This window comes from Klebsiella sp. Sb-30 (assembly GCF_057652795.1).
On the sequence record NZ_CM172749.1, the window covers coordinates 210,898 to 226,656 of the forward strand.

Consider the following 15,759-nt stretch of genomic DNA (forward strand, 5'->3'; position numbering starts at 1 on the left):
ACTGAAAATGGATAAACACACCTGCTGAATTCGGTCCTTGCTGGCGCACTGCGTCTGTAGGGGAAGTATGAATTTCATTCAGGAGTGCTTATGGCCCATTGTGCCCAATCCCCCTCTTTTATTTTGCATCAGGTCACCTGTCAGTTTGCGACGGGAGAAACGCTTTTTGGCCCGTTGAATGTCTCGCTGGAAAATTCCCTCTGTGGCCTGGTCGGGCGTAATGGCGTCGGGAAAACCCGCCTTCTGCGCCTGCTGGCCGGTATCGATACGCCTTCTGGCGGACATATTGAACGGCCCGTTTCTCTGGCCTGTGTTGCTCAGCAGCACACGATAACCCCGCAGACCACGTTAGCCGCACTGCTGGGCTACGGACCACACTTTGCTGCCTTGCAGCGCCTCGGGCGCGGTGAGGCCCTGGCTGACGATGTCGATTGCCTCGAAGGTTTCTGGGATCTCCCGGATCGCCTGAGTGCAGGTTTCCGCCAGGCCGGTTTAGCGGATTTCGATCCTGACCGACCCGCATCATCATTGAGCGGCGGGGAGCGGGTGAAAGCTCTGCTGTGCGGCGCCTTTCTCTCCGCGGCCGATTACCTGCTGCTGGATGAGCCAACCAATCACCTGGACAGGCAGGGGCGCGACTGGCTGTATTACCAGCTTGAATGCTGGCCTGGCGGGGCGTTGATAGCCAGTCACGATCGCGCGCTGTTGGCCCGCATGTCGCGCATACTCGAACTGACGCCCGGTGCGTTGCGAAGCTACGGCGGTAACTATGCCGATTATCAACTGCAGCGCGATGCGGAGCAGCAGGCGGCGCGCGCGGCGCTAGACCATGCCGCCACCGAGCGTCGTCGCACGCGCGCGCGGATGCAAAAAGAACACGATGCCAGCCAGAGGCGTTCTGCTCAGACGCTGCGCGTGGTGGATACACTGAATATCGCCTCTTTTGAACGGGTAAAATATAAAGGGGCGGCGAAGGAGCGGCCTGGCACACTGCATCGCCAGCACCGGGAGCAAAATAGCGCGCTGAATGCCGCGGTTGTCCAGGCCCGTGAGCGGGTGGAGGAGGACGCCGCGGTGATGTTCACTCTGCCGGGAAGCCAGGTTGCCGCTGGCAAACAGGTGTTGGTCCTGGAAGCTTTGCAGCTGGCATTCTCTGCCATGCCGCCACTCGACTGGCGTCTTGACGGGCCGCTGCGCGTGGCGTTACGTGGCCCCAATGGCTGCGGGAAAACCACGCTGCTGAAAACGTTGGTCGGTCTGGAATCACCGCTATCCGGCGAGTGCCGGGTGTCGGTGCAGGCGGCCTGGCTGGATCAGCATCTCACGCAGCTGGACCTGTCGCTGTCGGTAATGGCGCACCTTAATCTTGATGACACACCGCTGGAGGCGGGTGTATTACGCAGCCGCCTTGCCCGGCTGCAGCTGGGCGCGGATAAAATTAATCTGCCGCTGTCGGCTTTAAGCGGCGGCGAACGGCTCAAAGCCGCGCTGGCCTGCGTGCTGTGGCGGCGTGAAGCGGCGCAGCTTCTGCTGCTGGATGAGCCGACAAACCATCTTGATTTGGCTTCCGTTCGGGCTATTGAGTCGGCTTTAGCCACCTTTCCTGGCGCGATGATTGTCGTCTCTCATGATGAGGATTTTTTGCGCGGCCTGCGGCTGACCCACTCTCTGGCGTGGCAGGAGGATGGCTGGCATTTCTCAGCGCTTTAAAGACAAAAAACCGCCCTCTGATGAGCGGCGGTTTTTTATTAGCAGATAAAAAAAAATCCCCGCCGCGAGGCAGGGATCTTAAATTCTGAGCTTAATTTAAGCTTACAGGCTGGTTACGTTACCAGCTGCCGGGCCTTTAGCGCCGCTTTCGATGGTGAAGGAAACTTTCTGACCTTCATCCAGAGATTTGTAGCCATCGTTCATGATAGCGGAGAAGTGTACGAATACATCTTTAGAACCGTCATCAGGAGTGATGAAGCCGAAGCCTTTGTCAGCGTTGAACCATTTTACGATACCAGTCATTTTACCGGACATAGCGAAATACCTTTAAATAATAAATGAACCTTTCGGCGATACGGTCTGGACTACAGATTTGAAGCTATAAAGGGAAAGTTCACTACCGGGGTATCTATGATAACCGCTCAAGGACTACTCTATACTAATGCTCTGTGGTCTGTACATCAAACCTGCGAGCATTAACTCATTTTTGCGGTGCGATAGCAAACCTTTTTTCACAGAAATAAAAACGGTCCCGATATAAGGACCGTAACCAGACCTGATTCTTATTATAGAACTTTAGTCAATAAGCTGCCTTGAAAGCTGCGGGTTTGCCTGAATCAGGCGCATTAATTTGAGTTCCGTGGGTGAGGGCTTCACCCGTCTTGACTCCCACTCTTGTACCATCGCCACGCTGACGCCCATGGCATTGGCAAAATCATCAATTTTCAGGCCAGTGCCTTTGCGAAGCTGTTCAAACTCGCTACATGCGGTCTGCTTACGAGGCTGGGCGATCGTTTGCGAAATATCTTTAAAAACAATTTGTTCCAGGCTGCTAAGCAGTTCAAACACGGGATCTTTATATTCCATTGAGAACTCCTTCTGTCACACAGCAAAAGAGATATTTAGTGAAGCCTATTAAGAATAGTCAGAAAAAACGCAAAAAATAGTCACGGGGGTGATTATGTGCAGACAGCCTATCGTCTGAACGGGTATTCGGGGATGAAAACGGCAGATAAGGTGATGATTAATCATCAGACGTGTCGCAAGAGAAAATTTTTGTAAACAGAGACGAAATCTGCAAGGCCAGCGGTTGCCCGCTGGCCTGAGGGTCAGGCTTTTTGCATATTGTCGGCTTTCGCCTGCGCAGATATCGGCTGGCTCTTGCTGGTCTTATATTTCACCAGCAGCGCGATGGCGGATAAAAACGCCGGAATCGACAGCAAGGTAAAGATGGTCACGAAGGAGAGCTGCGCCTGCATCAGGAAGGCGCCGCTGAAGGCACCAAGGATCCCGCCAAACCGGCCGATGCCCAGCATCCAGGCGACGCCGGTCGCCCGGCCCTGGGTGGGATAAAATCCGGCGGCCAGGGCCGGCATTGATGATTGCGCGCCGTTCATAATGCTGCCGGCAATAAAGACCATCACGCCCATTAGCACCAGACTGTTGGTTGAGAAGCCGACCAGAAAGACGAAAACGCCGGTCAGCAGCCAGCCTACGGCGACCACTTTATTGGGGTTAATCTTGTCCATCAGGGCGCCGAGGATCAGCACCCCGATGCCGCCGCCCAGCGGGAACAGCGCGGTGATAATCGAAGCCTGGCTCATTGACGCGCCGGTTTCGCGAATCAGCAGCGGAAGCCAGCTGGTCAATAAATAGAAAATCAGCAGCCCCAAAAAGTAGGTCATGCACAGCATCAGGGTACCGACGAGATAACGGGGGGAGAAAATAACCGCAAGGGCCGATTTGTCTTTCACCTGGCCGGCTTCGCGCAGCTCGAATTCAACCTGTTCAGGCAGCGGGGCAATACGGCGCAGAATGGCGGCAATGCGCTGCGATGGCTGGCGCTTGACCACCAGATAGCGCGCCGATTCCGGCAGTAAGAACACCAGCGCGACGGCAAGCAGCAGAGGCATCACGCCGCCCAGTATCAGCACGCTTTGCCAGCCGTAATGCGGAATCATCCAGGCCGAGAGGAATCCACCCAGCGAAGATCCCATCGGGAACCCGACGAACATCAGATTGACCAGCAACGCGCGACGGCGTTCCGGCGCATACTCGCTCATCAGCGTTGCCGCGTTTGGCATGGCGGCACCCAGCCCGAGGCCGGTCAGAAAGCGCAACAGCGTCAGTTGATTCAGGCTGGTGGCGAAGGCAGTTAACAGACTAAAGCTACCGAAAACCACAATCGACATAAGCAGCACTTTTTTTCGGCCAATGCGGTCGGCCAAGGGGCCTGCGGTCAGCGCGCCCACCGCCAGACCGACGAGCGCAGCGCTCATCACCGGGCCTAACGCGGATTTTTCCACGCCCCATTCCTGCACGAGGTCAGAGGCAATAAAACCGATGATGGCGGTATCAAACCCGTCCATCGCGACGGTGATAAAACACAGGGCCAGAATCATCCACTGGTACTTCGTAAACGGATGTTCGTTGATAAAAGCCTGAATATCGATGGTTGTTTTATGCATACAGCATTCCTGGCAGCCAGAGCGGGGGACGGAGCCGGGCGATTATCGCCTCCCTCGCTGTCGTTAATGTGATGTGTGCGATAATCGAACGTATCGCCGTTAATCGCTCATTTATCAAATCACTGAACCTGGCTTCAGGCAACGCAGTCGGCCCAGGAAGCGTGCGATTATCGTTCGCTTTCACGGGTTAGGTCCGCAATAATGATTTTATTTATAATGAAATCAATTTGTTGCTGGTCATTTTTCTCGGGCGAGTTATGGCGTTAATTGTGATGGGCTTAACAGACGCCCGCGTTCACCCGTCAAACGCCGCGAACGGTACTTTTCCTGCGTAAGATTGTCAGGAAAGAGTATCCTGCAAGGCCGACCTGGACTATCCTTGTCAGCGTCTGGCACGTGTGTGTCTGTGTGCGCTTTTTTTGGCTGAAAGGAGTAAAAAAATGGCGACAGGAAAGTCCTGCTCTCGCTGGTTTGCGGCTATTGCGGCCTTATTAATGGTGGTTAGCCTGAGTGGGTGTTTTGATAAAGAAGGCGATCAGCGCAAAGCGTTTATCGACTTCCTGCAAAATACGGCAATGCGTAGCGGCGAACGTCTGCCGACGCTGACAGCCGATCAGAAAAAACAGTTCGGTCCTTTTGTTTCCGATTACGCGGTGATTTACGGCTACTCACAGCAGGTAAGTCAGGCGATGGATGCGGGTCTGCGTCCGGTCGTAGACAGCGTGAATGCGATTCGCGTTCCGCAGGATTATGTGACTCAGCGTGAACCGCTGCGCCAGGCAAACGGCGCGCTGGGCGTGCTGAGCCAGCAGCTGGAAAATGCGAAAATGCAGGCCGATGGCGCACATAGCGCGCTGAAGCAGAGTGACGATCTGAAACCGGTCTTTGACCAGGTTTACAATAAAGTCGTGACCGCACCGGCAAACGCGCTGCAGCCGCTGATTCCAGCCGCGCAGGTCTTTACTCAGCAGCTGGTGCAGGTGGGTGATTTTATCGCTCAGCAAAATACTCAGGTGAGCTTCGTGGCAAACGGGATTCAGTTCCCGACCTCGCAGCAGGCCAGCCAGTATAACGCTCTGATTGGCCCGCTGGCTGCTCAGCATCAGGCTTTCAACCAGGCGTGGACGGCGGCAGTTAACGCAACGCGTTAACCGGTTCGTCAACCCGGGTCAGGTATTGACCTCGACCCGGGTGACTTCAGCTTACCTTCACTTCACCTGCGGATTGACGCAGTTCTTCTCGACCTGACCATTCAGCGCATCAATCAAATTATCGACCGCACACGCCGCCATATTGTAGCGGGTCTCATGAGTGGCCGAACCGATATGCGGCAGCGCGACGACGTTCGGTAGCGTGAGCAGCGGCGACTCTTTCGCCAGTGGCTCCTGCTCGAAAACGTCCAGACCGGCCGCGTGGATTTGGCCCTTTTGCAAGGCCGAGATCAGCGCCTTTTCGTCGACAACCGGGCCGCGGCCCGCATTAATAAAGATGGCGGAGGGCTTCATTTTCGCGAATTTTTCCGCGTTGAACAGGTGATGAGTCTCGGCGGTCAGCGGCAGGATCAGACAGACAAAGTCGGCTTCCTGCAGCAGCGTATCCAGATCGCAGTAACGCGCGTTAAAGCGCTCTTCCGCCTGCGGGTGACGGCTGCGGGCGTTATACAGAATCGGCATGCCAAAACCGGCGTGCGCGCGCTGCGCCAGGGCCATCCCGATACGGCCCATGCCCACGATCCCCAGCGTTTTATGGTGCACATCGCTGCCGAACCAGTCCGGGCCGATGCTTTTCGTCCACTCCCCGGCTTTCACCCGGTTGGCGACCTCCACCACCCGACGGGATGTGCTGAGCACCAGCGCCATCACCGTATCGGCTACGGTTTCAGTCAGCACGGTCGGCGTATGCATCAGCAGCACTTTGCGTGCATTCAGCGCCTCTATATCGAAGTTGTCATAGCCGACGGAAATCGTGGAGGTCGCACGAAGCCTGGGCATTTTCTCCAGTAACGCGGCATCAACTTTTTCGCTCGACCCCAGCAGACCTTCCGCCTGGGCAAAGGCTTCCGCGTGCTGCTGGACGGTGTCAGGGCTCAGGTTTTTCACCTGAGTGACGGTAAAGTGTTTTTCCAGACGTTGCTGCAGGTCGTCGGGAAGCGTTTTATAGAGAATAACGGACGGCTTCATGCGGATCTCCGTAAGTTGTAAAAGTCAGGCGTGACGAGCGCCGATGGGGAGCTTTTGATTGTTAGCAGGCTTAACAATTAAAGTAAGCCATACCGAGGCGAAAAGCGCCACTCCCATGAAAATGTATGAGGCTGAAGGGCTGCCGGTGGTGCCGTTCAGGTAGCCCACGAACCACGAACCAAAGAATGACCCTAATGCCCCCATGCTGTTGATGAGCGCCATTGCGCCGCCGGCGACGTTACGCGGCAGCATTTCCGGAATAATGGCGAAGAACGGGCCGTAAGGGGCATACATTGCCGCTCCGGCAATCACCAGCAGGGTATAAGAGGCCCAGAAATGGTTAGCGCCGACGGCCCAGGAGCCAATAAAAGCCAGTCCGCCAATCAGCAGCAGCGGCCAGACGAACAGTTTACGGTTCTGCATTTTATCGGAAGCCCAGGAGACGACGATCATCGCAATAGTCGCGGCCAGATAAGGCACCGAAGAGAGCCAGCCGACTTCCACCATCCCCATATTGACGCCGCCGCTGCGGATAATGGACGGCAGCCACAGAACAAAACCGTACACGCCGATGCTCCAGGCAAAATATTGCATGCACAGCAGAATGACGTTGCGTGAGCGGAAGGCTTCGCCGTAGTTACGCACGGCTTTAATACCCTGCTGCTCGCTCTCCAGCTGCGCCTGCAGCGCGGCTTTTTCGTTTTCCGACAGCCAGTTCACCTGCGACGGTTTATCTTTGACCAGCACCCACCAGCAGAAAGCCCAGAGGACGGCCGGCACGCCTTCAATAATAAACATTTCACGCCAGCCGAAGGACTGAATCAGGTAGCCGGAGACCACCGACATCCACAGTACCGTGACCGGGTTACCGAGGATTAAGAAGGTGTTGGCGCGTGAACGTTCTGATTTGGTAAACCAGTTACTGATGTAAATCAGCATTGCTGGCATAACGGCCGCTTCAACGACGCCGAGAATAAAACGGATCGCCGCCAGCGCGGGGATATTGTGCACCATCCCGGTCAGCGAGGCGCAGGCGCCCCACAGGATCAGGCAGATGAAAATCAACTTACGTACACTACGGCGTTCAGCATAAATCGCCCCCGGGATCTGGAAGAAGAAATAGCCGAGGAAGAAAAGGGCGCCAAGGAGCGACGAGATGCCTTTGGTAATGCCTAAATCTTCCGTAATGCCCGCTGCCGAAGCAAAGCTGAAGTTTGCGCGGTCGAGATACGCCAGGCTATACGTGATAAACACGATAGGCATGATGTACCACCAGCGTTTCGTTGCATTGGTAGAGCTGTTCATAGGCTTGCCTCTAAAGTTGAGGTTCATGACGCCGCCGCCGTATGTAGGGTACAGAGGAGGCCGTTATTATGACGCGGGTCCAGGCTATTCGCCCAGCGCCTCGCGTGTGGGTAATCCTTCGCTGTCGCCCTGGACCTGAATGGCCAGCGAACCAATTTTATTGCCGCGCCGTATCGCCTGCTGCAGCGTTCTGCCCTCGAGCAGAGCGCTAATCACGCCGACGGCAAAACCATCGCCGGCGCCCACGGTATCCACGACGTTATCGACTTTGATGGCTGCGACTGCGCCCTGTTCGCCCGCGGCGGTTTTGTACCAGGCGCCGTCGCAGCCGGTTTTAATGATCACGGCCTGAACGCCGCGCGTGAGATAGAAATCGGCAATCCCCTCCGGGGTCCGTTGGCCGGTGAGGATCATGCCCTCTTTGATACCCGGCAGAACCCAGTCGGCCTGAAACGCCAGCTGATTAAGTTTTTCCACCATCTCGGCTTCGCTTTTCCACAGCACCGGGCGCAGATTCGGATCGAACGAGATGGTCTTCCCCTGGGCCTTCATCGTGGTGGCCGCCTGCTCCAGCAGGGCGTATGAACTCTCCGACAGCGCAGCGGCCACGCCGCTAAGGTGCAGGTGGCGAGCGCTGGCGAAGTATTCGGCGCGAAAGTCTTCGGGCGACAGATGGCTGGCGGCAGAACCTTTGCGGAAGTATTCCACAATGGGATCGGTTCCATTTTCAACTTTAGATTTCATCTGGAAGCCGGTTGCATAGCGGCTGTCTTCGCTGACGCCGCGCGCATCAATCCCTTCTTTGGCCAGCGAATGAAGCACAAAACGGCCGAAGCTGTCTTTACCCACGCGGCTAACCCAGCCGACTTTCAGCCCCAGACGAGCCAGGCCGGTGGCGACATTCAGCTCTGCGCCGGCTACGCGTTTCATAAAGTGTTCTACTGCGGCCAGATCGCCGGTTTCCGTCGCGACAAACATCGCCATCGCTTCTCCGATGGTGATGACATCTAATGCGTTTTCCATGGCTTACTCCTCGCGTAACAAATTCACATAGCGACGGGTTACGGCCGTCAGATCGTGACCCACCAGCGGAAATTCGATACCGCGCGGGGCATCGGCGGGCAGGTTGTCGAGCAGCGCCAGCCAGCGTGCCGGAGCTTCATCGGGCGGGACGGCGCGAAAGTGCGCATGATGCGGCTCTGCGGCTTTGACATGGATATAGCTGACGGCGGGGGCCAGATGCCGTGCGGCCTCTTCCGGCGAATCGCCGACCCACAGCCAGTTACCCATATCGAAAGTTAAGGTAACCGGCAGCTGATTCACCCGACAGGAGGCTTTAAAGCGCTGCATCGGCGCCAGCTGGCCGCAGTCGGTCTGGTCGTTTTCCACCACCAGCGCCATGCCGCTCTCCTGCAGGATGCGACGCAGCGATTCGAGTTCGTTGTTATGGATAAAATGGCCGAGCGACAGTTTTAACCACAGGGCGTTGAGGGTCTGCGCTTCGCGCAACAGCGCCGGCAGGCGCGGGTTAAGGGCGCCATCCGCTTCAAACAGGGCTTCCGGCGCAGAGTAGCAGGCCAGCAGGTTGTGGCGCTCGATGGTGGCGGCCAGCGCCGGCAGCTGGTTGAGCTCGTCAGCGCTGAATAACTCACGGCGGATTTCCACGCCGTCGGCGCCGGAGCCGGCGATAAACGGCAGTACGGCGGACTGCCCGCCAAGTTCTTTAATGCAATCATGACCATAGGCGGCGGTCACGACAATAATTTTTCTGGCCATCTGACAAACTCCCGGTAGCGCTGTAGCAAATCACTCTATTACGCTAGATGGTACCGGTTCCAAAGGAAAGGAGAGGATGTCTGATTTATGATCACCATCACGAAGGAGAGTTATCGGGAGGTCGATCCGCGCACGATCAGTTCACCGGAGAAGACCCGCTCGCAGATGGGGTCGTTAGTGCCTTCAATTCGGCGCACCACCTGCTCAACCGCGGCATAGCCAATCTGCCACGTGGGCTGTTTGAGCGTAGTAATCCCCACGCCCGCCAGCTCCGCCCACTCCAGTTCGTCGAAGCCGAGCAGGCCGATGTCGCTGCCCCAAACCAGGTCGATTCGCTTGAGCGCGCGCGCAACCTGTAGCGTCAGGGCGCCGTTGGCGGAAATCAGCGCCTTGCGCATGCCGCGGTGGCGGGAGTGAAACTGGCGCAGCACCGTATCGAGCATAGCGCCGTCGTTAAGCGGAACTTCCGCGTTTTCCGCGACGATGCCGGCGTAGCGCTGGAGGGTGGCGCGAAACGCGCTCAGACGTTCGCGACGGGTGTTCACCGAACCGAGCGGCTCGCTGAGGAACAGCAGGGCTTCAAACCCTTTCTCCACCAGATGTTCTGTGGCGGTCGTCGCGGCCTGGGTGTTGTCCAGACCGACGACATCGCAGGCGAAGTCCGGAATCTTGCGGTCAATGAGCACCATCGGCAGCGCCGACTGCTGCAGGCGATTCAGCCCCTCTTCGCGCATCCCGACGGCGTTGACCACGATCCCCTCAACCTGGTAGCTGCGCAGCAGGTCGAGATAGTGCAGCTCCTGGTCGAGCTCGTTATTGGTATTACACACCAGCAGAGTAAAGCCCTTTTCGCGACAGGCCGCTTCGATGCCGCTGAGGACATTGACTGAGTAGGGGTTGGTGATATCGGCGATGATCAGGCCAATCAGCCGGGTACGGCCATGTTTCAGGCCACGGGCCATCAGGCTGGGGCGGTAGTTAAGTTCGGCAATCGCTTTTTCAATGCGCGCCAGCAGGTCGTCGGAAAGCAGGTGCTTTTCGCCATTGAGGTAGCGTGAAATGCTGGTTTTTCCGGTCTTTGCGGCTTTCGCCACATCGCTAATGGTTGCTCGCGCCGCTTTCGCCATGATGGCTTCCTTTGCTGAAATCTGGAGAACACCTTAGCGCGAAAATCTGCTATATCAAGCATTTTGCCCGGCAAGCGGCGCTTACCGGGCGAAGGATGCGGTGGTCGGGGTCGACCGCCGGACTTACTGGAGCGGGCTCAGGGTGATCTCTACGCGACGGTTTTGCGCTTTCCCTTCCGCCGTGGTGTTGCTGGCGATAGGGTTCGCCGGGCCCATGCCGCTGGTGCGAATACGGTTTGCCGCCACGCCCTGGGTGATGAGGGCGCTGGCAACGCTGTCGGCGCGCTGCTGCGACAGGCGCATATTCAGATCCTGACCGCCGGTGCTGTCGGTGTAACCCACGACATTAACCGCGGTTTTCTCATACTCTTTCAGCACCATGGCCACGCCGGTCAGGGTGTTCGCCCCGGCCGGTTTCAGGTTGGCGCTGCTGCTGTCAAAGGTGACGTTATTTGGCATGTTCAGCACGATGTTATCGCCATTTCGCGTCACGCTGACGCCCGTTCCCTGCATTTTCTCGCGCAGTTTTGCTTCCTGCACATCCATGTAATAACCGATGCCGCCGCCCAGCGCCGCCCCGGCCGCTGCGCCAATCAGCGCGCCTTTGCCGCGATCTTTTTTCGACGAGGAGAGTGCGCCGACGCCCGCGCCGACCAGCGAGCCGATCCCGGCGCCGATGCCGGATTTCCCCGCTTCGCGTTCGCCGGTATACGGATTGGTGGTACAGCCAGAAATCGCTAGGGTGCCGCTAACCACAGCCGCAATCATGAGTACGCGTTTTTTCATGTTATTTCCTTAATCCTTTTTATTCTTTGTCACAGCGCGCGTGACGGTTGATTATGACGCCCAATTACGTAGAAAATTCCCCGGACCGGCTCTCTTTTTGTAAATAACATTGAACGGTCAGTGTCACTGACCGTCACAACACCTGCATTCGCTGACCAGGAGCTCGCTTTGCCAACCTCATCTGCAACCAAAACCATCTTAACCGCGGCTCACTGGGGGCCTATGCTGGTTGAAACGGATGGTGAAAATGTCCTCTCTTCCCGCGGTGCGCTGGAGACCTCTTTCGCCAACTCCTTGCAAACCGCGGTGCGCGAGCAGGTACACAGCAAAACCCGCGTCCGCTATCCGATGGTACGTAAAGGTTTCCTTGCTTCGCCGGATAGTCCGCAGGGCGTGCGTGGCCAGGACGAGTTTGTGCGGGTGAGCTGGCAGGAGGCATTGGATCTTATCCACGCACAGCATCGGCGGATTCGGGAAAGCTACGGCCCGGCATCGATTTTTGCCGGCTCCTACGGCTGGCGTTCTAACGGCGTACTCCACAAGGCGGCGACGTTGCTGCAGCGCTACATGAGCCTGGCTGGCGGATATACCGGACATCTGGGGGATTATTCCACCGGCGCGGCACAGGCGATCATGCCCTATGTGGTTGGCGGCAATGAGGTTTATCAGCAGCAGACCAGCTGGCCGATGGTACTGGAACATAGCGATGTGGTGGTACTCTGGAGCGCCAACCCGCTGAATACGCTAAAAATTGCCTGGAACGCTTCCGATGAGCAGGGGATCCCATGGTTCGATCGGTTGCGCAAAAGCGGGAAGCGGGTGATCTGCATCGATCCGATGCGATCGGAAACGGCGGAATTCTTTGGCGAGGCGGGCGAATGGATCGCTCCGCATATGGGTACGGATGTCGCGATGATGCTCGGCATTGCCCATACGCTGGTGGAAAACGGCTGGCAGGATGAGGCGTTTCTCGCCCGCTGTACCAGCGGCTATGACGTTTTTGCCCGCTATCTGACCGGTGAAAGCGATGGCACGCCGAAAACCGCAGAGTGGGCGGCGGAGATTTGCGGCGTCAGCGCGGATAAGCTCCGCGAGCTGGCAGCGCTATTCCATGACAATACCACCATGCTGATGTCTGGTTGGGGGATGCAGCGCCAGCAGTTTGGCGAGCAGAAGCACTGGATGCTGGTGACCCTTGCCGCGATGCTGGGGCAGATTGGTACCCCCGGCGGCGGTTTTGGCCTTTCCTACCACTTCGCCAACGGCGGCAACCCGACCCGCCGGGCGGCGGTGCTGGCTTCGATGCAAGGCTGCGTGGCGGGCGGTACCGAGGCGGTCGAAAAAATACCGGTGGCGCGTATTGTGGAAGCGCTGGAAAACCCCGGCGCGCCGTATCAACACAACGGAATGGACCGGCATTTTCCGGATATTCGCTTCGTCTGGTGGTGCGGCGGCGCGAACTTTACCCACCATCAGGATACTAACCGCTTGATTCGGGCCTGGCAGAAGCCGGAGCTTATCGTCATTTCGGAGTGCTTCTGGACCGCCGCCGCCCGCCATGCCGATATTGTCCTGCCGGCGACAACCTCGTTTGAACGTCACGATATGACCATGACCGGCGATTACAGTAACCAGCACCTGGTGCCGATGAAGCGCGTGGTCGCGCCGCGCGATGAAGCCCGGGATGATTTTGACGTTTTTGCCGATCTCAGCGAGCGCTGGGAAGAGGGAGGGCGCGCGCGTTTTACCGAAGGGAAAACCGATCTACAGTGGCTGGAGACCTTCTATCAGATTGCCGCGCAACGCGGGGCGAGCCAGCAGGTGACGCTACCGCCATTTGACCAGTTCTGGCAGGCTAACCAGCTGATAGAAATGCCGGAAAATCCGGAAAATGCTCGTTTTGCCCGTTTCGCGGCATTTCGTGCCGATCCGCAGGCCAGTCCGCTGAAAACCGCGAGCGGCAAAATTGAAATTCACTCTCCAACGATTGCCGGCTTTGCCTACCCGGACTGTCCACCGCATCCAATGTGGCTGGAACCGGACGAGTGGCACGGCAATGCTCAGCCCGGCCAGCTGCAGGTGCTGTCCGCTCATCCGGCGCATCGTCTGCACAGCCAGCTGAACCATACGTCGCTGCGAGAAAAGTACGCAGTTGCCGGTCGTGAGCCATTAACCCTTCATCCGCTGGACGCACAGGCGCGCAATATTGCTGACGGCGATGTCGTGCGGGTGTGGAATGCCCGCGGCCAGGTGCTGGCCGGTGCCGTGGTGACGGAAGGTATTCGTCCAGGGGTTATCTGTTTACACGAAGGGGCCTGGCCTGATATCGACCCGCAGGCCGGTATCTGCAAAAACGGCGCGGTGAATGTTCTGACCAAAGATATTCCGACTTCGCGGCTGGGCAACGGCTGCGCCGGGAATACGGCGCTGGCGTGGCTGGAAAAATATGACGGCCCTGCGCTGACGCTTACGGCGTTTGATCCGCCGGCCAATGCATAATCCAGGTCGGCTGTAGCGTATCGTCCTGCCATGCGCAGTCTTCTATCCGGAAGCCTTGCGCATGGTAGAAATTCACCGCCTGAACGTTTTTCTGGTAAACCTCGAGACTGAGCCAGCGGTAATGCTGTTTGACCTCGTCCAGCAGCGCGCTGCCGATGCCGCGGCGAATTGCGTCCGGCGCGACAAACAGCGCACCGATAAAGCGGGACTCCATCACGCTGACAAAACCTTTTATCGTCGCGTTCTCTTCCCACACCCAGGTGCTGGCTGCAGGCAGGTAGACATCGCGTACAACGGCGACACTCTCGTGCCAGTACGTTTCGTTGATAAAGGGATGGGCATGAATCGTGCTTTCCAGCCACAGCGTGAGCAGCGGCCGGGTCTCTTTAGCGTCCCACTTGCGGATCATCATCGCCTCCCGGGTGACAGAAGCAGCTCGTCAGGTGATCGTTGACCAGCCCGCAGGCCTGCATAAAGGAGTAGCAGATGGTGGAACCAACAAACTTAAAACCGCGCTTTTTCAGCGCCTTTGAGAGGGCGTCGGAGGCCGGTGTGGTGGTGGGTATCTCCGCCAGGGTGGCGGCATGGGAGATCTGTGGCTGATTCTCGACGAAAGACCAGACAAAGTCGCTAAACGATTCGCCGCTCTCTTCCATGGTCAGGAAGGCGCGGGCGTTGCCAATAATGGCCTGAATTTTCCCGCGATGGCGAATAATTCCCGCGTCCTGGAGCAGGCGCTCGATATCTGCCTCATTCATGGCGGCGACGCGAACCGGATCGAACTGATGAAAGGCCTGGCGATAATTTTCACGCTTTTTCAACACCGTAATCCACGACAGACCGGCCTGCTGGCCCTCAAGGCAGATCATTTCGAACAGTTTGCGGGCATCTCTTTGCGCAACGCCCCACTCGTTATCATGGTACTGGATGTAAAGCGGGTCCTGGCTTACCCAACCGCAGCGCTGCATGTCTCTCTCCCTTTAGCAATAAAACTTACGCGTTCGCCTTGACGGCTGAAAGATAAAGATAATAGTTAATACAGGGATACCACTCTCAAATATACCCGCCATTATTCAGGTTGCATGTGCATTGGCTGCATTCGTTCGCCCAATCACATAATTCAGGGTATTCAGGGAAGCCCGTCCCATAAAAACACAGCAATAATGCCGGTTTGGCTCTTTTCTGGAGTCGCATTAATGATAATAAAGAAATGCAATGGCCTTCGGGGGATTATGCTCCCGGCGTGCGCAGTTGTCTGGGTCTCGTTTATCAGTGGCGCGAATGCCTGGCAACAGGAATATATCGCTATCGATACCAAAAGTAATACCCCTGAACGCTATACGTGGGATAGCGATCACCAACCCCGCTATGAAGATATTCTGGCGGAGCGGATGAATGCGTCCGGCGATCTTCCCGGTATTGCGCTGAATCAGGCGGTGGCTCCGCCGGATAGCGGCCGCGGGATGAGCGTGGGATGGAATTTTACCCTGGCCAACGGCGTCACTTCCGGCCCGGTGGCGAGTTTGCGTAGCGAGGTGATATCGACCGCACCCGCGCGCCGCGCGCCAGACAACCCCTACGTGAATACGCTTGGCTGGCGTATGGATTATCAGGCGCTATGGGGCGTCCATCCGTGGGCGCAGGTGAGCTACAACCAGCCGCTCTCTTCGGATCTGATTGGCCCTAATCGCGGTCAGGATGGCGCCTGGCGCGATGTCACCTTCGGGGCGGATATGGCCCTCAATTCACACCTTGCGGCCTGGGCGGCATTATCGCAGGCGGAGAATACGACAACGGGCGCCAACTATCTCTATGTGATGGGGGTGAGCGCTAACTTTTAGCCTTTATTTAGCATGCGTGAAACGTTCTTGTTACCTAAAAAACACAGTAATGGCGCATTGTTGTAAG

Annotated in this window: 15 protein-coding genes; 4 read left to right on the plus strand and 11 right to left on the minus strand. The window is 57.2% G+C overall.

Annotated features, from left to right (window positions below):
* Positions 1–90 precede the first annotated feature (90 nt).
* Positions 91–1,710 carry an ABC-F family ATP-binding cassette domain-containing protein gene (locus tag AC236I_RS00990; protein WP_015585541.1) on the plus strand — a complete coding sequence of 540 codons (1,620 nt, stop codon included), beginning with the start codon at positions 91–93 and terminating at the stop codon, positions 1,708–1,710.
* Positions 1,711–1,812: 102 nt separating this feature from the next.
* On the opposite strand, the gene cspE is transcribed toward AC236I_RS00990, so the two are convergent.
* The 3 genes from cspE to AC236I_RS01005 all read right to left on the minus strand — a co-directional run bounded on the left by cspE (position 1,813) and on the right by AC236I_RS01005 (position 4,178).
* Positions 1,813–2,025, minus strand: a complete 213-nt coding sequence (gene cspE / locus AC236I_RS00995; protein ID WP_004868803.1) for a transcription antiterminator/RNA stability regulator CspE — start codon at positions 2,023–2,025, stop codon at positions 1,813–1,815.
* A 261-nt stretch (positions 2,026–2,286) separates the two neighbouring features.
* Positions 2,287–2,577 carry an HTH-type transcriptional regulator gene (locus AC236I_RS01000; RefSeq protein WP_004868797.1) on the minus strand — a complete coding sequence of 97 codons (291 nt, stop codon included), beginning with the start codon at positions 2,575–2,577 and terminating at the stop codon, positions 2,287–2,289.
* A 242-nt stretch (positions 2,578–2,819) separates the two neighbouring features.
* Positions 2,820–4,178 carry an MFS transporter gene (locus AC236I_RS01005; RefSeq protein ID WP_407798295.1) on the minus strand — a complete coding sequence of 453 codons (1,359 nt, stop codon included), beginning with the start codon at positions 4,176–4,178 and terminating at the stop codon, positions 2,820–2,822.
* Between the two features lie 440 nt (positions 4,179–4,618).
* On the opposite strand from AC236I_RS01005, the gene AC236I_RS01010 reads away from it, so the two are divergent.
* Complete coding sequence (locus AC236I_RS01010) at positions 4,619–5,329, plus strand: DUF3053 domain-containing protein (RefSeq protein ID WP_004868792.1); 711 nt, start codon at positions 4,619–4,621, stop codon at positions 5,327–5,329.
* Between the two features lie 57 nt (positions 5,330–5,386).
* Here AC236I_RS01010 and ghrB read toward each other — a convergent pair whose 3' ends face one another.
* The 6 genes from ghrB to AC236I_RS01040 all read right to left on the minus strand — a co-directional run bounded on the left by ghrB (position 5,387) and on the right by AC236I_RS01040 (position 11,352).
* Entirely contained in the window at positions 5,387–6,358 is a 972-nt protein-coding gene (gene ghrB, locus AC236I_RS01015; protein ID WP_487608672.1) for a glyoxylate/hydroxypyruvate reductase GhrB, read from the minus strand.
* 24 nt (positions 6,359–6,382) lie between these two features.
* On the minus strand, positions 6,383–7,663 hold the full coding sequence (locus tag AC236I_RS01020; RefSeq protein WP_004868788.1) for an MFS transporter: 1,281 nt from the start codon (positions 7,661–7,663) through the stop codon (positions 6,383–6,385).
* 84 nt (positions 7,664–7,747) lie between these two features.
* The gene (locus AC236I_RS01025) at positions 7,748–8,686 is read right to left on the minus strand and encodes a sugar kinase (protein ID WP_004868786.1); all 939 of its coding nucleotides are present in this window, start codon (positions 8,684–8,686) and stop codon (positions 7,748–7,750) included.
* 3 nt (positions 8,687–8,689) lie between these two features.
* A complete protein-coding gene (locus AC236I_RS01030; protein WP_004868783.1) occupies positions 8,690–9,439 on the minus strand; it encodes a sugar phosphate isomerase/epimerase family protein in 750 nt (249 codons plus the stop codon).
* 110 nt (positions 9,440–9,549) lie between these two features.
* A complete protein-coding gene (locus AC236I_RS01035; protein WP_004868782.1) occupies positions 9,550–10,566 on the minus strand; it encodes a LacI family DNA-binding transcriptional regulator in 1,017 nt (338 codons plus the stop codon).
* 123 nt (positions 10,567–10,689) lie between these two features.
* Entirely contained in the window at positions 10,690–11,352 is a 663-nt protein-coding gene (locus AC236I_RS01040; protein WP_004868780.1) for an OmpA family lipoprotein, read from the minus strand.
* Positions 11,353–11,520: 168 nt separating this feature from the next.
* Between AC236I_RS01040 and AC236I_RS01045 the strand changes: the two genes are divergently transcribed.
* Positions 11,521–13,851: a molybdopterin guanine dinucleotide-containing S/N-oxide reductase gene (locus tag AC236I_RS01045; RefSeq protein WP_064356590.1), complete on the plus strand. Its 2,331-nt coding sequence runs from the start codon at positions 11,521–11,523 to the stop codon at positions 13,849–13,851.
* On the opposite strand, the gene AC236I_RS01050 is transcribed toward AC236I_RS01045, so the two are convergent.
* Positions 13,820–14,260, minus strand: a complete 441-nt coding sequence (locus AC236I_RS01050) for an N-acetyltransferase (protein WP_004868776.1) — start codon at positions 14,258–14,260, stop codon at positions 13,820–13,822. The two genes, AC236I_RS01045 and AC236I_RS01050, sit on opposite strands and share 32 nt — an antisense overlap.
* Entirely contained in the window at positions 14,238–14,819 is a 582-nt protein-coding gene (gene tag, locus AC236I_RS01055) for a DNA-3-methyladenine glycosylase I (RefSeq protein WP_004868774.1), read from the minus strand. The genes AC236I_RS01050 and tag overlap by 23 nt, the downstream gene beginning before the upstream one ends.
* A 264-nt stretch (positions 14,820–15,083) precedes the next feature.
* Here tag and AC236I_RS01060 point away from each other — a divergent pair, with 264 nt between their 5' ends.
* A complete protein-coding gene (locus AC236I_RS01060; RefSeq protein WP_015585545.1) occupies positions 15,084–15,692 on the plus strand; it encodes a lipase in 609 nt (202 codons plus the stop codon).
* Positions 15,693–15,759: the final 67 nt, after the last annotated feature.